Below are 24,573 nucleotides of genomic sequence, written 5' to 3'. Positions count from 1 at the left end.
CCCTTACTTACCACGACCTTTGCGCTTCGGCTGCTGCTTCGGCTGCTCTTCAACTACCGGCATGCCGCCCAGAACTTCACCTTTGAAGATCCAAACTTTAATACCGATAACACCATAAGTGGTGTGAGCTTCAGAAGTCGCGTAGTCGATGTCCGCGCGCAAAGTGTGCAGTGGCACGCGACCTTCACGGTACCATTCGGTACGTGCGATCTCAGCGCCACCCAGACGACCAGAAACTTCGATTTTGATGCCCTTGGCACCCAAACGCATGGCGTTCTGAACCGCGCGCTTCATAGCGCGACGGAACATAACGCGACGCTCCAGCTGGGAAGCGATAGAATCGCCAACCAGTTGAGAGTCCAGTTCCGGCTTGCGTACTTCAGAGATGTTGATCTGAGCTGGAACACCAGTCAGCTTAGCTACTTTCTTGCGCAGCTTTTCAACATCTTCACCCTTCTTACCAATTACAACGCCTGGACGAGCAGTGTGAATAGTCACACGGATGCTCTTCGCAGGACGCTCAATGGTAATGCGGGATAGAGAAGCGTTTTTCAGTTCCTTTTTCAGGAACTGACGCACTTCGTGATCGCTGAACAGGTTGTCAGCGTAGTCTTTTTTCTCCGCGTACCAGGTCGAAGACCAAGGCTTGGTAATACCAAGGCGGATACCATTAGGATGTACTTTCTGTCCCATTGCAGCTCCCCTTACTTATCGGCCACAACCACAGTGATGTGGCTAGAGCGCTTCAGGATGCGGTCAGCACGGCCTTTGGCACGCGGCATGATGCGCTTCATGGTCGGACCTTCGTCAACAAAGATCTTGGCAACCTTCAGGTTGTCGATGTCCAGACCTTCGTTGTGCTCCGCGTTTGCGATAGCAGACTCCAGAACTTTCTTAACCAGAGCACCAGCTTTCTTGGAGCTGAAGGTCAAGATGTCCAGAGCACGATCAACTGGCAGACCACGGATCTGATCCGCTACCAGACGAGCCTTCTGAGGAGAAGTGCGGGCAAAACGGTGTTTAGCTAAAACTTCCATCTTCTACCCCTTAGCGTTTCTTCGCTTTCTTATCCGCAGCATGGCCACGGTAAGTGCGAGTCGGCGCGAATTCGCCCAGTTTGTGGCCAATCATGTCTTCAGTAACGAATACTGGAACGTGCTGGCGACCATTATGGACAGCGATGGTGAGACCAATCATATCAGGAATGATCATCGAACGACGGGACCAAGTCTTAACAGGCTTTTTGTCTCCGTTTTCCACCGCTTTCTCTACCTTCTTCAGCAAGTGCAGGTCGATAAATGGACCTTTCTTGAGAGAACGTGGCATGGTGAATCCTCTATGTTACTTGGTACGACGACGCAAGATGTACTTATCGGTACGCTTGTTGCTGCGGGTTTTCTTACCTTTGGTCGGAACGCCCCACGGGGATACCGGGTGACGACCACCAGAAGTTTTACCCTCACCACCACCGTGTGGGTGATCCACCGGGTTCATGGCTACACCACGAACGGTCGGACGGATACCACGCCAGCGGTTAGCACCAGCTTTACCCAGCTGACGCAACATGTGCTCAGCATTACCTACTTCACCCAAGGTGGCACGGCCATCGGCCAGAACCTTGCGCATTTCGCCGGAGCGAAGACGCAGAGTTACATATGCACCATCACGGGCAACGATTTGTACGTAAGCACCTGCGGAACGAGCCAGCTGACCGCCTTTACCAGGCTTCAATTCTACGTTATGAACGGTAGAACCTACTGGGATGTTGCGCATCGGCAGGGCGTTACCTGCCTTGATGTCAGCTTCCGCACCGGACATGATTGCATCACCAGCTTTCAGGCCTTTAGGGGCCAGAATGTAGCGACGCTCACCGTCTGCATACAGAACCAGAGCGATGTTCGCGCTGCGGTTCGGATCGTATTCCAGACGCTCAACTTTCGCTGGTACACCGTCTTTGTTGCGCTTGAAGTCAACGATACGGTAGTGCTGCTTATGACCACCGCCAATGTGGCGAGTGGTGATGCGACCAGCGTTGTTACGACCACCTGACTTGGACTTCTTGTCCAGCAAGGCAGCGTGAGGCTTACCTTTGTGCAGGTCGTTGTTCACGATCTTAGTGACGTGACGACGACCGGCAGAGGTAGGCTTACACTTAACAATAGCCATTATCTAAACTCCTACTGCTTACTCAGCGCCGCCGACAAAGTCGATATCAGCGCCTTCGGCCAGGGTTACGTAGGCTTTTTTCCAGTCGCTACGGCGACCGAAACGAGCGCCGTGACGCTTAACCTTGCCCTTAACCACGCTGGTGCGTACGCCAGTGACCTGCACTTCGAACAGCTTCTCAACAGCGGCTTTAACTTCCGCTTTGGTCGCGTCGATGGCAACTTTGAACACCATAGTGTTGTTCAGCTCGGCTACCATAGTGCTCTTTTCAGAGATGTGTGGAGCCAGCAGCACTTTCAGCAAACGTTCTTCACGGATCATGCCAGCTTCTCCTCAATCTGCTTAACTGCGTCAGCGGTCATCAGGACTTTGTCGAAGGCGATCAGGCTAACCGGATCGATACCGTCTACGTCACGAACGTCAACCTTGTACAGGTTGCGAGAAGCCAAGAACAGGTTCTCATCAACTTCACCGGTAACGATCAATACGTCAGCCAGATCCATCTCTTTCAGCTTAGAAGCCAATGCTTTGGTCTTCGGCGCTTCAACAGAGAAGTTCTCAACAACAATCAGACGCTCTTGACGTACCAGCTCAGACAGAATGCTGCGCAGAGCGGCACGGTACATCTTCTTGTTAACTTTTTGGCCGTGATCTTGCGGCTTAGCAGCGAAAGTTACGCCACCAGAACGCCAGATCGGGCTCTTAACAGTACCGGCGCGCGCGCGGCCAGTACCTTTCTGACGCCATGGCTTTTTGCCAGTGCCAGCAACTTCAGAGCGGCTTTTCTGAGCACGGGTACCTTGGCGAGCGTTTGCTGCGAAAGCAACCACTACCTGGTGTACCAGCGCTTCGTTAAACTCACGCCCGAAGGTAGTTTCGGAAACTTCAAGAGCGCTTTGCGCGTCTTTCATTACCAATTCCATTACTATCTCCTCAGACGTTACGCTTTAACGGCGGGCTTAACGATCACGTTTCCACCGTTGGCACCAGGGACAGCGCCCTTGATCAACAGAAGGTTACGCTCAGCGTCAACACGTACCACATCCAGGTTTTGAGTCGTTACACGCTCAGCACCCATGTGGCCAGCCATTTTCTTGCCCTTGAATACCTTGCCTGGGGATTGGTTTTGACCAATCGAACCAGGAGCACGGTGGCTCAAGGAGTTACCGTGAGTCATATCTTGGGTACGGAAGTTCCAGCGCTTAACAGCACCTTGGAAACCTTTACCTTTTGATTGACCGGTAACGTCTACTTTTGCAACATCAGCAAAGATGTCGACTTTCAGCTCAGCACCTAGCTCGATGCCTTCACCTTCACCTTCACCCAGGCGGTGCTCCCACAGGCCACGACCGGCTTCAACGCCTGCCTTAGCAAAGTGGCCAGCTTCAGGTTTGTTTACGTGGGAAGCTTTTTTGCTGCCTACGGTAACCTGAACTGCACGGTAGCCGTCGCTATCCAGTGCTTTAACCTGAGTTACACGGTTCGGTTCTACTTCGATAACAGTCACAGGGATAGAAACGCCGTCTTCAGTGAAGATGCGAGTCATACCAACTTTGCGACCTACAAGACCGATAGCCATTATAATAAACCTCTATTCCGAATCTGGAATTAACCCAGACTGATCTGCACGTCTACGCCTGCAGCCAGATCCAGACGCATCAGCGCGTCGACAGTCTTATCGGTAGGCTCAACAATGTCCACCAGACGCTTATGAGTACGGATTTCATATTGATCACGTGCATCTTTGTTCACGTGAGGAGAAACCAGTACTGTATAGCGCTCTTTACGGGTGGGCAGCGGGATAGGACCGCGAACTTGAGCACCTGTACGCTTAGCAGTCTCAACGATTTCCGCAGTAGACTGATCGATCAGACGATGATCGAACGCCTTCAGGCGGATACGGATTCTTTGGTTCTGCATTGACCAGAGCTCCAACTCTAAGAAACACATAAACCAATCCCTTCACCACCTTTTCTAAATAGAAGGGGGAAGAGACGATTCACCTACATTCGACTCCCAATCGGAGTCGCTGTCAGCGACACATATCGTGTCACCGTACATCACTGTCATATCGACAATGAAGACTCACGCACTTGCGTAAGCCGGACGAATTATACGCAACTTTCGCTCGAGTGCAAGGGCGATATGAAAATATTCGCCTATGCCTCAGCCATCAAGTCATTTATCAATGACCTAGTCGTTGTCGGTCGACGATTATGCCGCAGTTCCCTGTTTTTCGGAAGGCCTATTTGCGCCATGATAGCCATGACCATAGTAACTTTCGTAACTCTTGCCGTATTGCGCTTGCATTGCCTCTTTCGCCGCCCGATTAAGGATCACGCCGGACACTAAGATCTTATTCGCTAGGATCTGATCGAGCGCCCGTTGTGCCAGTTTCACGCGGGTGAAATTAGCTCGCACAATAAATGCCATCGCCCCGGCATGTCGACCTACCACCAGTGCATCCGATACCGCATTCACCGGCGGCGTATCCATGATCACCACGTCGTAACGACTTCTAGCCCTTTCTAGCAGCTTTTCAAAGGCGTCCCCTGACAATGCCTCCAATGGTTGTGACAGTGCATTACCCGCCGACAGTATCGACAGTCCACTGTCAGGCTCTTCATACACACACTGCTCTAAGGTATGGGTCCCACTCAGCGCATTAGTCAGCCCTGGCTCATATTCCGCAATCTTGAATGCCTTGGCAACAGAGGGTCGGCGGAGGTCACAGTCGATAAGCAGGACCTTCTTTACCTGCTGCAGTGCCAAAGCCAAGCTAATAGCAGAGGTTGTCTTGCCCTCCTCTGGAGTGGCCGAGGTGATCGCTAAGGTCGAAGGCAGTTGCATGCCCTCATGCAACGTTAAGGTAGTACGAATGCTGCGCCAAGATTCGCCAAACTCAGGATGTTTTTCATCAAAGTAACCCTTGGCTGCCACCTGAGAGCTGGAGAACTTCATCTGAGGGACGATCCCAAGCAGCTTGGCTTTCAGCTGTGACTCCACCTCGTCAGCTCGATTGATCACGTCTGCCCATCGAGCATAGAGTAGTGCGACGATCACGGCGCTCATCAGTGCAGCTAGGACAGCCGCAGCTAACAACATGCCACGCTGAGGTTTTGCCGGCGTCAGCGCTGGCGTGGCAGGATCGGTAAAGCGCGCGATCGCTTCATTAAAATCCCCTGCTACGCCGGTTTCTTTTATGCGAGTAAGAAAGGTGTCGTATAGCTGTCGATTGGTTTCCACCTCCCGTAGCAGCTCACGGTACTCGGTTTCATTCTTACTCAATCCTTGATAGTTTTTCTTCGCCGCTTCCAACTCCGCCAGCATGCTGGTCTCCTCTCGGCTCGCGGCTTGGTATTCTTGCTGGATCCCATCGACTAATTCTCGGATCTGGCGCCGTAATGAACTCTGCACTTCCGACAACTCGGCCTTCGCTGCGATCATCGCTTTATGCTTAGGGCCATAGCGATTCGCGAGCTGCGCGACCTTTTGCTCTGCGGCCGACTCGGCACTCCGTAGCTGCTGCACACTGGGGTGTCGGTTGATCTCCGGAAGTCCCGCCAGCTGTTTCAAGTTACCCGCATTGCCTGACACGCTGCGAGCCACGGTTTGGGCTGCACTGCGGCGAGCTTTTGCTTCATTCAGACGAGCACTGATCCCTTCCAGCTCCTTACCTTCTAGGGTAAGCAATCCCTCGACATCGACCAGCCCCGCGTCATCACGAAACTGCTGCAACGTAAGCTCGGAGTTCCTCAGGTTTTTCTTCAAAGTTTCCAAGCGGCCGCGCATCCACCCCGTTGCCTCCTGCGTCGCCACCAGCTTGTCCTCCATATAGGACTCGATGTAACTGCGACCGATGGCATTGGCAACGCGTGCCGCCAGCTCAGGATCTTGCGCATAGAAACGGATAGTCACCAACTGAGTATTGCGGATCGGGACAACAGTCAGCCGTTCGTAGTACCGCCCAAGTACACGTTTCAATAGCCGATACGCTTTTTGCTCTTCACTTAAGACCACCTGCTCGGTACGCAAATAGGGAATATAAGCGCTTAACCAATTGCGCAATAAACCAATCCCCCAACCACTGCTGGCGATAAACTCTCGCTCTGAGAGCAGGCCTGTACGCTCTATCACGTCTTCCGCGATCTTACGTGATTGGATGATCTGGTATTGCGTCTGAAAGTATTCATCACTACTGGCATCCAGACCATAGATCTCCTCTATCGAGACCACGCTAGACTGCCGGTTCTCCAGCAACAGCAGGGCTTCGGAATAGTATTGCGGTGGCATCTGTCGGATCACGGCAAAACCGATCGCAGCGATCAACAGGGTAAACAACACAATCCATCCACGGTAGCGACGTAAAACCGCCCACTGCGCGCTAAATCCTACCCACTCCATTGACAGCATCTGTTCTTTTTGGGTTTCAAACTCCCGGCTCATTCGGGTCTCCGCTATCCAATGGGTTTAAAAAAAGGAGTCTTCGATAAAAATCGAGTCACCAGGAAAGACTGGCGTTGCCATCTCAACCTTGAGCGTGGTTTCGCGCGAATCCTGATTGCGGGTCAGGCTCATACCCCGTCGGGACGCACGCTCTGTCAACCCACCCGCAATGGCGATTGCTTGTCGAACCGTCAGACCAGGCTGAAAGGGGTATCCGCCAGGCTGGCGCACCTCCCCATTGATAAAGAAGGGCCGGTACTCCATCACGCTAACCGATACGCTCGGATTGATCAGATAATCACCCTTCAAACCACGGTGGATCAGTTTTTCGACCTGACTCAACGTCAGCCCACTTAGTTGAAGGGCACCCAGGTAGGGATAGGTAATGGCCCCAGACTCCCCGAGTCGGATCTGGTCAATGGTCAGATCAGGCTCCCCAAAGACTTGTATCCGAATCTGATCTCCGCTCCCTAATTGATAGTTACTATCGCTCGCTGTTGAGACGCCGATGGTGCTGGCAAGCAGCACTGCCACCCAGAGAAATCGCATTGCTGTCACCTCGGTTACATCGCTATCGTAGCCAAAAGCCCGAACCGACTCTTGTCATAGTTGATCGCATCTAGCGCCCGACTTGAGCTGCGATCGTAGTAATGAATATAGGGCTCAAACTTCAACCAACGTCGAAACTCATAGATCACACCAAAGTGGACGGAATGAATATCATCCTCCCGAGACACACCGGTGTAATCGTCATTCTCAAAACGATAATCCAGTTGTGTTGCTATGCGCTCACGCCAATAGTGCGTCCACCCCAGCTGATAAACCGACTCCGCGACATAGTCACCGGCAGTAAAGGGATCTTTTGCCGCTCTCGCGCTGCTTAGCTCCACCGTGGAATAACTGCGGGGGCGCCATATCACGCCAACATCCCAAGAAAAGCCCGAGAAATCCTCTCGGTTGCCGTCATCAAAGTTCTTTTCTTCGAGCCCGAAGGTGACACGCCCCTCCGTCTTTCCACTGGCCTCCCAGCTTACGCCGGTTAAAAACCTCAGTGTGCTGCTGTCCCGACTCGAGCCTAAAGGATTAATGCGATCATAGCGCCGATCCGAATAGCGACCATCAAAGAGCAGTGAGGTTCGTTGGCCTAACCGCCAACTCACATCAGCGCCATAACTGACGTCATCGTAATCACGATATTCGGTCAGATCTCGACGAAAGTTCTCGTACTTTCGATCCTCAAACCCCAGTTTTACGCCAATCTGCATTTTCGCGGCCTCAGCTCCAAAACCGTAGCCGAGCTCAACACGATGCTTGCTGTATTCGATCGGCTCAGCTAGCACAACAAACTCAGCCAGCCCGGTGCCTCGCTCTTCATGCCCGCGCTGATACTGGTACTCGCCGTCGATCCGGTGTCTCGCTGTAAACTCATGATGACCAATAACATCAAATAGGTGGTCAACGTAATTGTCTGCTGAAGAGTCGAAGTAACTGGTGGCATCCAGCTGATAGTGCGTACGGATATGGCTTATTCGCCGACCCCAAGTCAGCCAAAGATCTGGGCTGACCCGCATAAATGAGGAGCTTAGACTGTCCCCGCCGGTATTGAGGAGATTGTCGTCGTGGCCTAGCTCGAGCTCGAGCGTTGGCCTGAAGAATAGGCGCTCTTTCAATTCAATTTTAGCTGGCTCGAACTCACTCGCACTTACAAAGGTGGCTAACAGCCACAAACAGATCCCGAAAACTTGGCGCACAGGTGACTCCCTTGGTATCAATAAGCATTTTCATGCAAAAAGCCGTTGACCAGTGTCATCGCCACTATGCGAATATCGAACAGCACAGACCAATGGGTGATGTAATGCAGATCAAACTCCACCCGCTTGGCCATCTTATCCAACGTGTCGGTTTCACCGCGCCAACCGTTGACTTGCGCCCAACCGGTGATGCCTGGCTTCACTTTATGGCGCAGCATGTAACCCTGGATCAAAGCCCGATATTGCTCATTATGGGCAACGGCATGAGGCCTAGGTCCAACAACCGACATGCTGCCCTGCAGCACATTGAAGAATTGCGGCAATTCATCCAAGGATGTCCGTCGCAGCATCGCACCAAGTCTAGTGATCCGACCGTCATTTCTAGTGGCTTGTTTTAGCGTAGTTCCATTCTCCATGGTCGTCATGGAACGAAACTTCCAAACCTCAAATTTTTTCCCGTCGATCCCGTACCTTGCCTGTTTAAACAAGACAGGACCTGCCGAATCCAACTTAATGGCTACGGCAATAACAAGCATCGGCAAAGCAAAGATCGTCAAAGCCACACCCGCGATGGCCAGATCTTCCGCCCGTTTCAACATCCCCCACGGCCCCCGGATGGGTGACTCATAGACGCTCAGTGTCTTCACGCCCCCGACGTCATGCCAAGCCGCATTAAACAGGTTGAACATAAAGAAGTCGGGTACAACATGGATCTCGCTGACCGAATTGGCGCATCGGGCCAGGATCTCTCGGATCCGTGCCTCGGCCCGCATGGGCAAAGCAACGTAGAGTTTATCTATCCCCCCCTGCTCAGCTCGGGCAATGGCGTACTCAATATCACCGATCACCTTGCCCTGCCAATGATGTGGTAACCGGGATGTCTCCCTATCATCGCAAAAACCGAGGATCTCCACCCCAGTGCCCTGCCCATCCGCCAGCGCCTGTACCAAACGCTCAGCCATAGGCGTTGCCCCGATCACCAGAGCCGACTTTAAGCTTTGTCCGTCGCGATGCTGTCGCTGCAGATACCGGCGATAACCCCAACGCCACACCAATAAGCCAATCGCGGTCATGGCACTCCAGTAAACAAAGGCCACTCGGCTGAGATCGGGGGCAAGTTTGAGAAAATAGAGACAGAACACCAATGTCAACACCACCACTGACCAGCAAACCAGAGTTGCCAGCGCCATATCGGCAAACGGCATACGGTGCCACGCGCGATACAAGGAGAAGACCTCTGAACAGTAGAGCAACATCAAGGCAGCAACCACACCCCAAACCAGCTGTTGCTTGACCGGCAAGCCAACATCAACCCCCACTAAAGACAGCAGCACCAGCGGCAGAACCACGACCAGCAAATCCAACAGCCGTAACCCATAACCACCGCCATCTGGCGCTTTTGATTCCGAGATCATACATCTTCCCCACAATTAACAATCCGAAAAACGGAGGGCAGTCACGTGGCGCCCTCCTCTCCCCCCCAAATACCGGCTCTCCAATCAGTTGAACAGGATCTGATAGGTCGCAGCACTATAGCTAGAGCCAGCCGATGGCCCACCCACCACTAGGATCAAGGCATTCTGATGGGTAGCAAAGCCGCTGCCATGGGTCGGCACATCGGCTTCACTGAGCACCTGCCACTGCTCCGTATCAGGATCGTATTCCTCCACCTCTGTAAATACTTGCTCCGGTGCGCCACTGGCGATCTCGCCACCCACCACTTGGATCCGCCCATTCACCGTCGAAACCGCGAAGGTACGGCGACCCTCAACCATATCCGCGCCACTGCGCCAGCTATCCGAGGCAGGATCGTAGATAGACATCGACGCCAAGGTACCGTCCAACGTGGTGCCGTCAGCCAAACGCTCTCGACCGCCCATCACATAGAGCTCTCCGCCCAAGACGGCCGTTCCTGGGTTATCTCGTGCCTGCGGCATCGCCAGCCCGACACGCCAGCTGTCAGTGGCAGGCGTATAGATGAGTAACGAGTTCACTGAGGCACCGTCGTCGTTCATGCCCCCCGCAATGAGGATCTCGTCGCCGATCACCTCAGCCCGGATCCCGCCCAGCGCCACGGGCATGGCAGCAATGGCATTCCAACTGTTGCTCCCAGGATCAAAGCGATATGCCTCAGAGCGCGCGCCATTAAAGGGGCCGGTTGAGCCGCCAAACAGATACAGCGCCCCATCAAAGGCCGCCAGCGCCGCATTCTCCACTGCGTCGCCGGGTTTCGCTGCCAGCGTGCGCCAACTGTCCGCATCCACATCATAGGCATAATGCGCCGTGACATGACCGCTGCTGGTCTTGCCACCAACGATGTGCAAGCTGCCGTTGAGCAGCGCACTGGCAGGATCCAACAGTTGCTGTGGTGCATCACTGCCGGGCAACCAACAACCGGTCGCATTCAGCTCCAGGATCGCGATCTGATTGCTGCCAAACTCCCCAACCGCGACATAACCATCCCGCTCAGCCAAGACCAAAGGATCCACCAGATCGACGAACACCCGCTGCTGATCCAGCACTTCACTGCCATCCGCCCCGATCCGCACTCGGTACACCCCGTCGTTTTTCGAATACGCGGTGTAGAGCAGATCGCCGTTCAATAGGCCACACGCGCGATCGCCTGTGTATTCGATGATCCCATTGGCGGACAGGTTTTTTCCCAACTCCATCGTCGGCGGCTCAAACGCAGGCAATGGCGCAACCCCTTGATCACTCCCGTCCTTAAAGACGCATTCGTCTCGACTGGGATTCGGATGGCCGTAGTAACCCCCTTGGCTCAGACGCAGCAGCAGATCCTGCTGAGTACCCGGATTGTTACCGCCTTCAGCCACTGGGGCAGGATCGCCAAATCCCGAGCAATCCGGCGTAGGGCTTGGCGGGAAGGCCCCCGTCACCCCCAAACCGTTATCCGTCGCAAACACCTCACCTTGGCGATGGAACACGAAGTCATAGCTGTTGCGTAGCCCGGTTGCCCACGCCTCAACATCACAGGGGTTGGGCCCGAAGATATCCGGGCTGTTATCACAACTGCCATCGAACCCAGGCGCAAAGACATCCGCCACCAGGATGGCCGCCGACAGAGGCTGCTCGGCCCGATCACCAAACTCGGTATTGGCTATGGCCGGATCCACCGCAGCCCCCGCCCCGGTGATCCCTCCGATCGCCAGATAGAGGCGGTTGTCGGGGCCAAAGTGGAGGCTGTTCGGACCGTGATTGGCTTTAGCCCGAGGCAGACCGGAGATCACCGTCTCGGCATTCGCAAAGTCCTCCCCAGACAGACGCGTCACGGCACCGGAATTGATGGCCCCATCATTAAATGAGGCATTACTGTGGTTGAGCCACAGCGAGAAGTCGTCCGGATCGGACGGATTATCGTGATAGCTGGTGATCCCAAGGGTCAATTGTGGCCCCTGCAGCTCCACCATCGAGTTGATGGTGATGTCAGAGATCACCTGCCAGTCGCTGTCGAAGGTCAACTCATGCACCACTCCAAAGGCTTCGGCGACATACAACTTGCCGTTTGGCCCCCAGGTCATCGCGGCCGGGAAGTCCAGCGAATGTGTATGGATCTTGTCAAAACGGAATTGATTGGCGCTTGAGACTGGCTCGCCACCGCCGCCAGAACCACCGCCCCCACCACCACCGCCACCAGATCCAAGCTCACTCTCCTGCGCCTCACGCACCTCAAAGTACTCGAAGGTATACGCGAGCGAGGTGTCGCTGTTGCGATGGCTGGTCATCAAGCCAGTGAAGGTACGGGTGCCAATAATGGGATCGATCCCTGCCGCGTCGAAACTGAAGAACTCCGATGGCAGATCTAAGACCGCCAGCGTCACCTCGCTGCCGCCATTGATACTGAAGCGACCATGCAGCGTCTGATCATTGGGGTTGGCAAACAGCACCAACTCTAATGTGGCCGAAGAGAGATCGCCGACATCACTGCTGAACGCACTCTGCTTCACGCCCTCCCATTCATACAGCATCTCTACCCGGTTGACGCCACTGGTGGAAACCACCACCAATTTGACGTAATGGTCCTCACTAAAGCCAAACCACAACCCGGCCTGTTCATACTTGTCGGTGCCACTGGGCGTGTCCACCAACTGCGTCGAGATCCGGGCGATCTGGTTGGGCCCAGCAAATCCGACACCGACGGCATTATCCAGTGAATTAACACCCAAATGCTGCAGCCCCTTGGTGCTCTGGATAATCAACCGCTCTATCGACGTATCCAGATCCAACAACCCGGGCAGGTAGCCATCTCCCCGGCTCGTTGGCAGCAAATAAGTAAAGCCAGTGCCATTGCCGTTTCTATCATTCAGTCCGCCACGGGCCTGATCAAAATCAAGTCGATAGGGCAAGGCCACCTTGATCTGGGCACAGACTACGGGTGCACAATCGTCACCACCGCCAGCGCCTTGGATCACTAGGCTGACCGCAACACTAATCGCCTCCAGCTCTGGAGCAGACACAGTGATCACATCGCTATAACTGCCCGCCGCCAATCCATCGGTATCGACCATCACCTCAATGACGGATGGCATAACTCCATTGTCCACTTGCGGCGTCAACCAGCCTTCACTGGCAACCGCGCTGGCGCTAACCGCCTCACCGTCCGAACGTGACACGCTAAAGCTCTGGCTAATAACGCCCTGCCCAGGAGCACTGGAGAAACTCAGGCTACCGGTGCTGGCCTGCAAGACCGGAGGTGGCCCGTCGGGATCATTGATGATCAGACTCACCGGCACGCTGACCGAAACATACCCATCAGCAATAAATTGGTAGTCGGCCTGATACGAGCCTGGACTGACTCCACTGGTATCGATCTCAATATCATAAGAAGCCGGCGACGTTGTGGTATCGAGCGATCCGCCAGCCCCGCCGGGCAAGCCGCCACCCACGTTGGTATCCACGCTGAACGACGGTGCCGTGCCATCCGAGCCCGAGATAAACACCTTGGCCGACAAGATCCCAACGTCCGCATCACTTTGCAGCGACACAGAAGCCGGCGACGCCACCAGAGCCAGTATGGGGTCGCCAATAGTAAAGCCAGCATTGACCAATTCAACGCCCGTCGCTGTTGAGATCTCGGCTAGGATGCTGTGCGCGCCCTGCGTCAGGCTGTCCACATCAAATGGCCGCGCCAGACTGCCCGCCGTCCCAGCAAAATCAAACGGCGCCCTGCGCTCTCGCTGAAACGGTGTCGTATTGGTGTCGGTCTCATCAAGGAAAAAGCGGACCTGATCGATCCCCTGCTCAGGCAAGACAAAGACAAATTGCTCACCGGCCAATGCTTGGCCCGCCAATAGCACGGCATCACTGCGATCGCTCGATGCGCTGACCCACAGCTGGTAACCACTAGGCTCGCCGCTCACGGTCAGACTCACCTGCTTTTGCGCCGACTGATATCCCGACGCTGATGCCGTCAAGGTGGCTTGATAGGTTCCTGGCACCAATCCATTGAGATCCAATAAGATGCCCGACGGGGTTTCCGTGAAGGCATCGACGCCATCCACCAACTGCAGCCAGCTGCGGTCACTGCTGACAGAGATTGGGAGTACCGTACCCGGAGACTGCTCAATGGCCACGAGATAACTGCCACTGAGCTGGGAGGTCCCCGCATCCGGCACATAGCTCACTGAGGGCTGAGCAAACACTAGATCACCGAGCAGATCATTATTGACCGAAAAGCTGGCAACCTCTTCAAAGGGCTCACCACTTTGAGGTGTCACCAATGCCGTAATGAAATGCGTTGCGTTGCTCAATTGCCCGGTACCGTAAGGGTTACTATCGCCATTCGACGCAGTACCGGTGAAGTCGTAAGGGGCAACGCCCTCCCGCTGCCATCGAGTGCCACTGCTGTCCTGATCGAGAAAAAATTCAACCCGGCTGATCGGTTGAGAAGGGCTATAAAAGATGTAGCGAATGCCACTGAGTTCGGCCCCCTGCAAGGGGGTGGCTCCCGTCCGCTGCGGCGATTGACTGACCCGCAACTCCGCCTGGACCCAGCCTGACAGCGCCAGACACATCAGCGCGATTGCGACGCGCCGCCCAAAATGCCAGCTCAACATTGGTACTCCCCCGCACTCATCAACGACTGAGGCCGCGGTTCATCCTTTATCTCGGTTCAGCATCCTAGCTCTGCGACACAATTCAAGAGACAAAAGCTTAGTTCAATTCCTTCATCTAGCCGCACGAACCGCTCATTTATCATGTTTTTTTGATCTGTGATAAAACAATTCGCCCTATCCTGGTCCGCCGATCCGCCGTACAAAACCCCTTTCGGCGCGCCCCATTCCCCTCGACACCTGCGAGTTAGAGTTGCAGCCCGCCATGCTGGCTCGCATACTCTTTAGGTCACACCACCTGAACTCAGTTCGGACTGTCTACATATGAGAGGTGAATATGGTTGTACACTCTCCCCCATCCCGATCTCGCTCCCCTTGGCGTATCGCGTCGTGGCGTGCATTACTCATTCTTCTGCTGATCAGCGGTGCCCCGTTCATTACAGCTTGCTCAGACAGCAGTAACTCCAATACGACCGAACCCCCGGTCGACCCTGATCCTCCAGTCGACCCAGATCCTCCAGTCGACCCGGATCCCCCGGTCGATCCCGAACCGCCGGTCGATCCCGATCCCCCGGTCGATCCCGATCCCCCAACCGATTGCGAATACGACAGTGAGACATTGCCCATCATTCCTTGCGCCATCGGTTTTGGCATGGATACCCCGGCTGGCAGCGGCCGCCATGAAGCTACCCCAAACACCACGGTGTACAAGATCACCAATCTCGATGCGACGGGCGACGGCTCACTCAAAGCCTGCACCGATGCTAGCGGTCCCCGCGTTTGTGTCTTTGAGGTCAGCGGCACCATTGATCTCACCAGCCTCGGCCTGCTGGATATCACCAACCCCTACATCACCATCGCCGGGCAAACTGCGCCCTCTCCCGGGATCACCCTGCGCGGCGCCTCCATTCGCTGGGAGGCCCACGACGCACTGATCCAACACATTCGGATCCGCACCGGCGACGCTATCGAAGGCCGCACCCCGGGCGATAGGGATGGGATCTATGTGATCGGCAAAAGCGATGATGAAAGCCGCCGCCCCCACAATGTGGTGTTTGATCATGTCAGCGTCAGTTGGGGACTGGACGAAACCTTCACCGTTAAGGACACGGCGAAATACGTCACTGTCAGCAACAGCATCGTTAGTGAGGGCCTGTGGAACAACATGCATCCTAAAGGCGGCCACTCCAAGGGCCTGATGATCTCAGCTCCCTACATGCTGGTGCAGGGCAACCTCATCGCCCACGTCGACGATCGCGCACCACTGGAGACTTCCCCCAGCATCATCACCGCCAACAACGTCACCTACAACGCCCGCCAAGTTGCCATGCGCCTGTCGCCACTGAGCAACAACGATGCGCATGACGGCGAGGTCCGCACCACCACGGTGATCGGCAATGTCCGGCTCGAAGGCCCTAATGAGTCGCAGAACCATAACGCCTGGGTTCAGATCGATGAGGATCGTGCTGGCTCAAAGATCTACATCGACGATAACCTGTGTGAAGACTGGGGCGGTGAAGAGTGGCCCTGCGCCCGAACGGATAGCGGCTTCGAACCGGAGTTCATCGCCGCCGAGCCGCCACTGTGGATCGACGGATTGCAGGTGCTGCCCGCCAGCCAAACGCTCGAAGCCGTGCTCAGCAATGCCGGCGCCCGACCTAATGACCGTGACGACACAGATCAGCGCATCATCGATGAGGTTATGGCTCGTAGCGGCATCATTCGGGATTGCGTTGGACCTGACACCATTCTTTACCCCGTTGCCGACGTCGACAACGCCTCGGCCACGACCGTTACAGGCAAGATCGAGGATTGCGACAGCAGCAAGTCCAACGCGTATGTCGGCAAAGTCATTGAAATATTCGAAGGACAGGGGGCCGGTCAGCAGCGTATCGCTGAAAGCTACAGCTGTGGGTCCAGCAATGCATTGACGCTCAATCTGACCCAGGATTGGGATACAACGCCCGACACCAGCTCACGCTTTCGGATCCACATTGACTGCGACAACAATACCGGAGGATGGCCCCAGTTAACGGAAAACAGACACACGTTGGAGCTGCCCTTTAACTACAACGAGATCACAGAATCTGGCTACACGACACTGGAACTGTGGTTACACGCCATGGCCGATGATCTGGAGAACTGAATTTAGAGAAAATTGTCGTATCTATAGCGCCGACCAGAGAGTCGGCGCTTTAAATAAAACGAATATTCCACGCACGACAGCACCACCAGATCAGCGCCACTCCCAGCAGATAGATCGCGCCGCCACTCAAGGCCAATACCAGCAATTGACTGAGTGGACTGGCCGAAGCCAAAACGATCTGCAACCACAACAACAACGCCCCCATCACCAGAGACACACCTAACGGCGGCAGCAAAGCCGAGATACAATCACGCCAATCGCATTGCAACAACCGGCCGACGTAGATCTGCTGCACCAAAGTAAACAGCGCGGTCGCTATCAACAGCACCCAAACAAAGAGCACCAGGCCATATTGAATCGCCACCAACAAGGCAGGCAATACCAGCACAAACCGCACTACATTGATCTTCAACTCCAATCCAGGTCGGCCCAAGGCCCGAAAAACCACACCGGACAAAGCGATGAAGATATGAAGCATGCCCACGAAACACAGCAATTTAAGAACCGGAACAGCACCCTGCCACTGCTCGCCAAATACGGTCTGGATAAACGGCTCCGCCACGATAACCATGCCCATCAACATGGGCAACACCACGTAACAGGTTGAACGCAGCGCACGAAGATAGGCGCGAGCGAAAGCCACAGGATCATCCTGGATCTGACTAAAGGCCGGGAATAAGACCTTGACGATCTCCAAGCAAATATTACGAATGGGCACAAACATGACCTTATAGGCCAAGGTATAGATCCCTAAGAGATCTGGCCCTAGAAAACGTCCAACGATCACGTAATCCATGTTCGCCATGGTGTAGTGCAAATAGCGCAATAACAACATGTTGGCACTGAACTGAAACACGTCTCGCAACGCATAAAACGAAACAAGAAAGCTAGGCCGCCATGAGCAATGCCACCACATCAATACCGCTTTCAGGCTTTGCTGTAACAGCGGCTGCGCCACCAAACTCCAGATCCCAAAGCCATTCAATGCCATCAACACGACTATGGCACCAACCAGCAGGTGCACGGAGGTGTCGATCACAGACAGCGCCTTAAAGTCCATCTCCTTGCGCATCAGAGCTTCCGGCAGTGAGCTAAACGAGGAGAGCACAAACGAGACCGACAACACCTGCGCGAGTGGGATAAGCTCATCACGCCCATAGAACCAAGCCACTGCCGGGGCACTCCAATAAAAGGCCAATGCCACCACAACACCAATCGCCAGATTGAGCCAAAACAACGTCGAGTAGTGACGCTGTCCAAGCGACTGATCCTGCACGATCACCGCTGAAAAGCCGGTGTCCGCCAGGATCATTGCCAGCCCCACCAAAATGGTGACCATGCCGACCAAGCCAAAATCCGCGGGTGACAACAGGTTCGCCAAGATGGCCGTGATCACCAAGGTGACCCCCTGCTGGATCTGACGCGCGCCAATCGTCCAGCCGACGCCCCGCAGGGTCTTTTGTTTCAGCGAAGCGATCATGACCGATACACCTCGCTCTGCCGGCCCCAACGGTAATTCAACCGCAGCCACTGCATGTAGCCCTTGTTGTGCAGCAATACCCAGATCGCCCGACAGCGTGCCATCACGCTGAGCTGGCGGGTGCGCTCAGAGCGCAGGATCTGACTCGCCGTGCGCAGGGGTCGCAAGGTACTGCGTAGCCAGCCACTGCCGGCGAACATCTCTGCAAAGCGCGGCTCATGATGGCTTAATTGATAAGCGCCACTGACGATCCGGCGGATCTTACGACGGTACTGCGACAGATCCCGCCGCGCGGGGTGCCGTACGCACATCCCCGGGAAGAAACCAAGATGAAACCCTGCCGCCACGGCCCGCTGGGTAAAGGCGACATCTCCACCCGATGTCGCCTGCCCGTCAAACCCGCCGAGCTCACGTACGACGGAATGACGCATTGCGAAGTTGGCGGTAAAGGCGCTGCTATTGCGTACGGCTCGCTCTTGATCTAAGCCGCAAGCCATGTCGAACAACTCAGCGCTGGTTGGGCGCAACGGCAATGCCGCAAACAACTCTATCGGCCCAGCCACCATATCCATCTGCGGTGAACGCTCAAATTCATCGAGTGCACTCTGCAGCCAGCCCGGTTGCGGAATGCAATCAGAATCCGTAAACAGCAACACTTCTCCCTGTGCCGCCAATAACCCACAGTTGCGGGCCGCGTACGAACTCGGTTCGGCTTCAAACAACACCTTTACCTGGGGTAATTGGAAGATCCGCGGTGGGAGCTGCCAGGCCGGATCGCTGGCGTTGTCGATCACCAGGATCTCAAAACTGTCCGTCGGTGGCGTCGCCAAGATCGCATCGACGCAACGGATCAGCCGCAACGGATCGTTATAGACTGGGATAATGACGCTGGCTTTGAGCATAGGCCGCCTCAGTCTCCCGATGGCGTTGAGGGATAGAGCCGGCTGACCATATAGCCGGCGGTCGCGCGCCAACCGGCATACTTGATGCAGAGCCACAAAACCCGGGCCCGATCATTGCGCTGGCTCCAATAGGCCATCAAGGTTCCGGCAACCCGGCGACGATAATTACTCTCCCCAATTAAGGGACGATGCTTCTCCACTGCCTTAAGTCGATCCAACAGCTGTTTATGGCTTTGCTGGCGGGAACGGTTGGTGATCCGTTCATGCCCGCCATCATTAAACACCATCAAAGGCTCCCGGACGTAGCGCAGTGGTTGACGCAACGCCAGCCGTAGATAGAGATCCCAGTCCTGCGCATTGGGCAGCGCCTCATCAAACCACAGCTCCTGCATGACGGTACGGCGCACCAACAAACCACTGGTTCCGCAGATCCGGTTATGGCGATAGAGTCGCTGTGCATCGATGGTGTCACGCTCCAGTAAATGCACCCGGCCCGTGCTGCGTAAATACCCACAAAGACACGCCTCGCCATCCGCCAATGCCGTCACCTGGCGCGACAACTTCGCCGGCACCCAACGATCATCGTCATCCAAAAAGGCGATCAAACTTCCCTGTGCCTCGCGGATCCCACGATTGCGCGCCCGGCACGCTCCGCCATTACGTTCCAAACGGACGTAGCGCAGTGGGATCGGGGCAGCGGCCAATACCTCGCGGTAATCCCTCTCTGATGCATCGTCGATCACCACCACCTCAATATTCGGGTGATCCTGCTCTGCCACACTGTGCAGGGCCCCCAACAGTTGATCGGGACGATTGTAGGTGGTGATCACCACGGTGATCAGTTCGAGATCGGGCATATTGACTCCACATTACAAGCTAATTGATAAAACCGCGCCGTCGAATGGGTCCAATCCAATGAGGCACCGATCAGCAGCAGCGCTTGGCCCGCCGCTTCACGCTTGACAGGATCGGTCAGATAATGGGTCAACTGCCGTTGCAGATCTGCGACATTATCGGCCTCGAACAGATATCGTCGATCCGCCGCCACCACATCCGCGTTCTCCTCCACATCGGCACACAAGACACAACGCCCCGCCCCCATGGCACTGAGCAGGCTGTTCGACATCCCCTCCAACACCGAAGGCAGAATGAATAACGCGCAATGGCGCATCAAGGTCGACAGCGTGCCTTGATCCACATGGCCGAGGAAGATCACCTCCGTACCAGCCAATTGCTCAAGCTGACGCTTATATTCAGCAGACTTACACTTATCCCCAGCAACCACCAAAGGCATACGCAACGCCTTTGGCAATCCAGCGTGCGCCCGCAAAAGCACATCCAGTCGCTTGACCGGATCGAGCCGACCGGCATACAACAGATAGCCATTGGCAGCCAAGCCCATGGTGTCCAAATAGCCCACCCTATCAGCCAATAACGGCGTGATCCCATTAGGGATATACACCGTCTCCGCACCGCGGCCAGCAAAATAACGCTGCATCGCCAAGCTATTCACCGTACAGAGGTCCGCATGATTCAGGGCCGCATACTCACCGGCCCGCAGGATCCAACGGGCCGGCCCACGCCAGCCATCGCGCTGACTGTCGATCGCCCTAAGACACGCGATCACCCGTACGCCACACAGTCGAAGTAACCCGGAAAACACACAGGGGCCCGAGGCAAACAACAACACCACCTGGGGCCGCACCACCAGCATCAAGTGCAGCAACAGTATCGCAGTACAGATCGCATGGCCCAGCTTGCCCACCACCTTGGGCGCCTGCAGCGCATGCACGTCCCCAAAACGTTGCCGGCGAAACCCCAACCCGCGTCCTCGCCCCGTCACCCAGATCTCGGTGCGCGGATAGGCCGCCATGCGAGACGCCAGCTGACAGATGGCGTTTTCGACGCCGCCATATCGCGAATCAACGCCCCGGCCGCCAACAAAGGCGATCCGCACATTAGCGGCCATGTACACCTCCGTGGCTCAACCAGTGATAGTGCACCAAACCAAGAAACAGCCAGATGTAGTTGCCGCCGAGGAAGATCCCATCATTGTGAAACAGCGCGTGGAAGAAATACGCACTGAGCCCCACCAACAGGGCGCCGCCATATTGCTGCGCCATTCGCCGCAACAGCCACAGCATCAACACCAACCCCGGCACGCCATAGACAAACAACAGCTTCACCGCATGGTTGTGGATCCCTCGGTGCACCACCACCTCCGCATTATCGAGCTGATACAAGGTGTGCCAGAACTGTTGAGCCAGATCACTGGCCTCAACCAACCAGCCATAACCCAATGGATTGACCATCACCAGTTTCAGACCCAGTAGAGTCAGAGGAAGACGGGCTGCAAAGGAGGAGTCTGACGTACTAAAAATCCGCAGCTGGAATAGCTCAGACAGGGTATAGAACAGCGCGGGTGCCAAAAGCAATCCAGTCGCCACCAGCAATAGGCTGGCAAAGCGATAGCGACTGAACAGCAACATATGAACCGGAATGATCAGGAGTAAGCCAAACAAGGAGGAGCGAGTACCGGAAAAGACCACCGCGGCCAGCAGTACCCCAACCAGCGCAAAGGTCACCGGAGGCGACAGCGGCCACAGTGCCCGGCGGCGGGTTTGCCAAGCATAGTAAAGCAGCGCAAACACCAAGGTTACTTGATAGCCTAAATGGATCGGTGAGTAGGACAGACCACGGGCGCGGAAGCGATCGCTAAAGCGGCCAAATTCGCTACTCTGCTCCGCGGAGATCACCAAGCTGCGATCCAGCCCCTGCAACTGCTCCAGCTTGTATTTCAGATCCCACGCTGCCTGCACATCCAATCCCTGCAGGATGGCCACAACCGCCGAGATCACCACGCCTGAAAGCACCAGCAGCAAAACCCGATGAGCGCCTAACACCCGACAAGACAGCATGGTAAACAGCAAGATCAATCCAGGTTGGATCGCCCACTTCACCAACATCAATCCCGTCAATGGCAACGACACGCCAGACCACGCAGATGTGAGGGTACCCAGCAGACCAAAGCCGCACAGCGCCGGGAAAAATGGATTATGTCGCACACACCATTGCAACTCTATCCGGTAACTGAACATCAGCCAGCCCAACCCAGCGACCAGGACCAAGGTGCGCAGCGGCAGGCCAAACTCCCATTTCACCAATGCCACCGAAAGAAACCAGAACAAGGCGAACCACACGGCGACCACCCATTGGCCCGGTAACGCCTCCGGCACCTGTGCCCTCATAGCGCCTCCCCCAATAAGGCGTGTCGGTGCAATGCCATCACCCGCTTAAGCGAATATTGTTGCTCCACCAGCCTGACAGCCGCCTGGCTGATCCGCGCCTGATCGGCCGTCTTCGCGCGGGCAATGGCAGCGGCAATGGCGGCCACACTCCAATCCGCGCTGATGAACCCCGTCACCCCATCTTCCACGATCTCGGCACAGCCGTAGTTGGGGCTGACCACACTCACACACCCCGCCGCCAAACCTTCCAACAACGCCTTGGGCATCGCTTCATAATTACTCACCAAAAAGAAATAGCGGTACTGGCGCAGCGCGACGCGAAGCTCGCGATTCGGTTTCACCCCAAGGAAGCGACAGTCCGCCCCGAGTGATTGAACATGCGCCTGCAGCCCCGCCTTTAACGGGCCATCCCCATACAGATCCAGCCCCAGCCCCTGTTGATGACAAGCCTCGATCAGATGAAACAGATTCTTAAAGGGCATCAAACGCCCGACGAAGACGCCTCGTGCAACCCGCTGGGCAATCGGCTCGGGCACGGCCATCAAGCCATCGTCGGTATCGATGAAGTTGGGACACAAGCTGACGCCCCGCCCCTGTGACGTCTGGCGATAATCGGTTTGGGTACACACCAACGCATGATCCGACACCGCCATCGCCAATCGATCCAACGGCCACGAAAAGGCCAAGCGGCCATATTGGCGCCGATCCAAATGGCGCCGCCACAAAGAGTGGCCATAGCGATAGACGAAGCGTCCATGCCCGATGAGCTTGGCGATGATCCCGGTCCAACTGCCGCTAGTTTGATGGTTGATCATCGCATCGGCCTGGCGAAACCAGCTCCGACGACACCAGGGACCCAATAGCGAGTACAACAGTTTACCCCCCGGTCTCGATAGCCAAGTCGGTACTGGGATCACCTCAATGCCCCGATCGAGTCGACCCTCTTGTTGCATCTGGGCGATCAGCACCTCATCGGCTGGATCGTAGGTAAACCACAACACACGCTGCGCCAACCCATTGGCCAGATAGGCTTCAAAGATCACCTTTTCTTTCTCCAAGATCCCCATCTGTTGCCAGCGCGTCGCCGACATCCCATAGGAAAACAGCACCAAGATCGTAGTCTTTGTCATCGCAATAACGCCTTAGAACGGAAAGAGCGCAACCAGCGGATCAGCTGGCGCAGTGCAGAGGGACACGCGAAACGGGCAACCGAGCCAAGGATGGGGCGTATGTCGCCAGGCCCCTCCCCCCAGATCTGAGCGTGATGCATCGACAATGCGGCCAGAGAATACAGCGCCTGGTGGCGACGCTTGGTCAGGGTGATACTTTCTGCCCCCTCGATCCGCTGGGCCAAAAGCTGCTCCGTCCCTTTAAATCGCTTGCCATAACGCAGCAAGCGCAGATAAAGCTCGTAATCTTGGGCAAAGCGGAAGCCTTCGTTGTAGCCACCGCACTCCACCAAAACAGAGCGACGAATGTTCAATGCGGAGTGCACCAAGCCATTCCGGCGCTGCAGCAAACGGGCCAGTGCTTCATGCGAATGAGGGACCGACAAGCGATAACCGCGCCCCGTCATCGACACCGACACCGAGCCGGTCAACAGATCGGTCTCCGGATCCGCATCGAAAATGTGTAATACCTTAGCGATCCGCCCGGGCGCGAACTGGTCATCATCGTCCAGGCGCGCAATGAACTCCCCCTGGCATGCGGCCAGCCCTATATTCAACGAGCGGGTTAGTCCCAGATTCTCAGGGTTTTGGATCAGCCGGATCCTGGCTCGCTGCTCGGCGCTCAAGGGGGAAAGCAGCGCAGCGGGGTTGACCGCGGGTGTATCCAACACCAATACGATCTCAAACCCGTCACCGGGCTCACTCAACACAGAGCGCAGCGCGGAAAGCACGCAGGGGCCGCCTAAGGTCGCCATCAACACGGACAGCCGAATGGGCGCTGCAGTCGCCGATAACTCGCTATCGGAAGGCTCAGTCATAATTATTCCCAAAATCGAGTAACCAATCTCACACGGGCTCTTTCCTGAGCAGATCAGACGCTTCCGTAAGTGAACAAAGCGTAGTCAAAATTTGGGTCAATGGTGGAAAGGGACTGGAGTATTCTGGCCAATAGTGCGAGCAGCAGGCGACGAAGGAAGGGAAAGGTGAGCGGGAGTTAGATAACAAAAAGGGCGCCCTAAGGCGCCCTTTTCTGAGTAGTGTGTACTACCGTTGATTACTCAACGATGGTAGCAACAACACCAGCACCTACGGTACGGCCACCCTCACGGATAGCGAAACGCAGGCCTTCTTCCATCGCGATTGGCGCGATCAGGGTAACTTCCATCTGGATGTTATCGCCTGGCATTACCATTT

At 55.6% G+C, this 24,573-nt stretch carries 22 protein-coding genes; 1 reads left to right on the top strand and 21 read right to left on the bottom strand.

Going from position 1 to position 24,573, the window contains the following annotated elements:
• Positions 1 to 3: 3 nt before the first annotated feature.
• The 13 genes from rpsC to ABEA08_RS12930 all read right to left on the bottom strand — a co-directional run bounded on the left by rpsC (position 4) and on the right by ABEA08_RS12930 (position 14,437).
• The gene (rpsC, locus tag ABEA08_RS12990) at positions 4 to 693 is read right to left on the bottom strand and encodes a 30S ribosomal protein S3 (RefSeq protein ID WP_345335756.1); all 690 of its coding nucleotides are present in this window, start codon (positions 691 to 693) and stop codon (positions 4 to 6) included.
• Between the two features lie 11 nt (positions 694 to 704).
• On the bottom strand, positions 705 to 1,037 hold the full coding sequence (gene rplV, locus ABEA08_RS12985) for a 50S ribosomal protein L22 (RefSeq protein ID WP_345335755.1): 333 nt from the start codon (positions 1,035 to 1,037) through the stop codon (positions 705 to 707).
• Between the two features lie 10 nt (positions 1,038 to 1,047).
• Positions 1,048 to 1,326, bottom strand: a complete 279-nt coding sequence (gene rpsS / locus ABEA08_RS12980) for a 30S ribosomal protein S19 (protein WP_298445050.1) — start codon at positions 1,324 to 1,326, stop codon at positions 1,048 to 1,050.
• Between the two features lie 15 nt (positions 1,327 to 1,341).
• On the bottom strand, positions 1,342 to 2,166 hold the full coding sequence (gene rplB / locus ABEA08_RS12975; protein ID WP_345335754.1) for a 50S ribosomal protein L2: 825 nt from the start codon (positions 2,164 to 2,166) through the stop codon (positions 1,342 to 1,344).
• A gap of 18 nt (positions 2,167 to 2,184) precedes the next feature.
• Entirely contained in the window at positions 2,185 to 2,487 is a 303-nt protein-coding gene (rplW, locus tag ABEA08_RS12970) for a 50S ribosomal protein L23 (RefSeq protein ID WP_345335753.1), read from the bottom strand.
• On the bottom strand, positions 2,484 to 3,089 hold the full coding sequence (rplD, locus tag ABEA08_RS12965; protein ID WP_345335752.1) for a 50S ribosomal protein L4: 606 nt from the start codon (positions 3,087 to 3,089) through the stop codon (positions 2,484 to 2,486). Before rplD ends, rplW begins: the two co-directional genes overlap by 4 nt.
• 17 nt (positions 3,090 to 3,106) lie before the next feature.
• Positions 3,107 to 3,745, bottom strand: coding sequence for a 50S ribosomal protein L3 (gene rplC / locus ABEA08_RS12960; protein WP_345335751.1), 639 nt, complete (start codon positions 3,743 to 3,745; stop codon positions 3,107 to 3,109).
• Between the two features lie 29 nt (positions 3,746 to 3,774).
• Positions 3,775 to 4,086: a 30S ribosomal protein S10 gene (gene rpsJ, locus ABEA08_RS12955; protein ID WP_014290685.1), complete on the bottom strand. Its 312-nt coding sequence runs from the start codon at positions 4,084 to 4,086 to the stop codon at positions 3,775 to 3,777.
• Between the two features lie 294 nt (positions 4,087 to 4,380).
• Positions 4,381 to 6,612, bottom strand: a complete 2,232-nt coding sequence (locus ABEA08_RS12950) for a GumC family protein (protein ID WP_345335750.1) — start codon at positions 6,610 to 6,612, stop codon at positions 4,381 to 4,383.
• Between the two features lie 24 nt (positions 6,613 to 6,636).
• Positions 6,637 to 7,161, bottom strand: a complete 525-nt coding sequence (locus ABEA08_RS12945) for a polysaccharide biosynthesis/export family protein (RefSeq protein ID WP_345335749.1) — start codon at positions 7,159 to 7,161, stop codon at positions 6,637 to 6,639.
• 14 nt (positions 7,162 to 7,175) lie between these two features.
• Positions 7,176 to 8,363 (bottom strand): outer membrane beta-barrel protein, encoded by a 1,188-nt coding sequence (locus ABEA08_RS12940; protein WP_345335748.1) that lies wholly within the window; start codon positions 8,361 to 8,363, stop codon positions 7,176 to 7,178.
• 17 nt (positions 8,364 to 8,380) lie between these two features.
• On the bottom strand, positions 8,381 to 9,778 hold the full coding sequence (locus ABEA08_RS12935; RefSeq protein WP_345335747.1) for an undecaprenyl-phosphate glucose phosphotransferase: 1,398 nt from the start codon (positions 9,776 to 9,778) through the stop codon (positions 8,381 to 8,383).
• Positions 9,779 to 9,862: 84 nt separating this feature from the next.
• Positions 9,863 to 14,437, bottom strand: coding sequence for a Kelch repeat-containing protein (locus ABEA08_RS12930; RefSeq protein WP_345335746.1), 4,575 nt, complete (start codon positions 14,435 to 14,437; stop codon positions 9,863 to 9,865).
• 334 nt (positions 14,438 to 14,771) lie between these two features.
• Here ABEA08_RS12930 and ABEA08_RS12925 point away from each other — a divergent pair, with 334 nt between their 5' ends.
• A complete protein-coding gene (locus tag ABEA08_RS12925; RefSeq protein WP_345335745.1) occupies positions 14,772 to 16,580 on the top strand; it encodes a pectate lyase in 1,809 nt (602 codons plus the stop codon).
• 49 nt (positions 16,581 to 16,629) lie between these two features.
• On the opposite strand, the gene ABEA08_RS12920 is transcribed toward ABEA08_RS12925, so the two are convergent.
• From ABEA08_RS12920 to ABEA08_RS12885, 8 genes are all read right to left on the bottom strand, one after another.
• On the bottom strand, positions 16,630 to 18,060 hold the full coding sequence (locus ABEA08_RS12920) for an MOP flippase family protein (RefSeq protein ID WP_345335744.1): 1,431 nt from the start codon (positions 18,058 to 18,060) through the stop codon (positions 16,630 to 16,632).
• Entirely contained in the window at positions 18,057 to 18,962 is a 906-nt protein-coding gene (locus tag ABEA08_RS12915) for a glycosyltransferase family 2 protein (protein WP_345335743.1), read from the bottom strand. Before ABEA08_RS12915 ends, ABEA08_RS12920 begins: the two co-directional genes overlap by 4 nt.
• 8 nt (positions 18,963 to 18,970) lie before the next feature.
• Positions 18,971 to 19,819 carry a glycosyltransferase family 2 protein gene (locus tag ABEA08_RS12910; RefSeq protein ID WP_345335741.1) on the bottom strand — a complete coding sequence of 283 codons (849 nt, stop codon included), beginning with the start codon at positions 19,817 to 19,819 and terminating at the stop codon, positions 18,971 to 18,973.
• Complete coding sequence (locus ABEA08_RS12905; protein WP_345335740.1) at positions 19,801 to 20,931, bottom strand: glycosyltransferase family 4 protein; 1,131 nt, start codon at positions 20,929 to 20,931, stop codon at positions 19,801 to 19,803. Before ABEA08_RS12905 ends, ABEA08_RS12910 begins: the two co-directional genes overlap by 19 nt.
• Positions 20,921 to 22,210: an O-antigen ligase family protein gene (locus ABEA08_RS12900; RefSeq protein ID WP_345335739.1), complete on the bottom strand. Its 1,290-nt coding sequence runs from the start codon at positions 22,208 to 22,210 to the stop codon at positions 20,921 to 20,923. Before ABEA08_RS12900 ends, ABEA08_RS12905 begins: the two co-directional genes overlap by 11 nt.
• On the bottom strand, positions 22,207 to 23,340 hold the full coding sequence (locus tag ABEA08_RS12895) for a glycosyltransferase family 4 protein (RefSeq protein WP_345335738.1): 1,134 nt from the start codon (positions 23,338 to 23,340) through the stop codon (positions 22,207 to 22,209). The genes ABEA08_RS12900 and ABEA08_RS12895 overlap by 4 nt, the downstream gene beginning before the upstream one ends.
• Positions 23,337 to 24,197 carry a glycosyltransferase family 2 protein gene (locus ABEA08_RS12890; protein ID WP_345335737.1) on the bottom strand — a complete coding sequence of 287 codons (861 nt, stop codon included), beginning with the start codon at positions 24,195 to 24,197 and terminating at the stop codon, positions 23,337 to 23,339. Before ABEA08_RS12890 ends, ABEA08_RS12895 begins: the two co-directional genes overlap by 4 nt.
• A 236-nt stretch (positions 24,198 to 24,433) precedes the next feature.
• On the bottom strand, positions 24,434 to 24,573 hold a 140-nt coding region (locus ABEA08_RS12885; protein WP_486322305.1), incomplete at its 5' end, for an EF-Tu C-terminal domain-related protein.

The sequence above is a fragment of the Ferrimonas pelagia genome (genome assembly GCF_039543565.1).
GTDB classification, from domain to species: Bacteria; Pseudomonadota; Gammaproteobacteria; order Enterobacterales; family Shewanellaceae; genus Ferrimonas; species Ferrimonas pelagia.
Note: the sequence above shows the minus strand (reverse complement) of the source record. Positions and strands in the feature narration are given on the sequence as shown.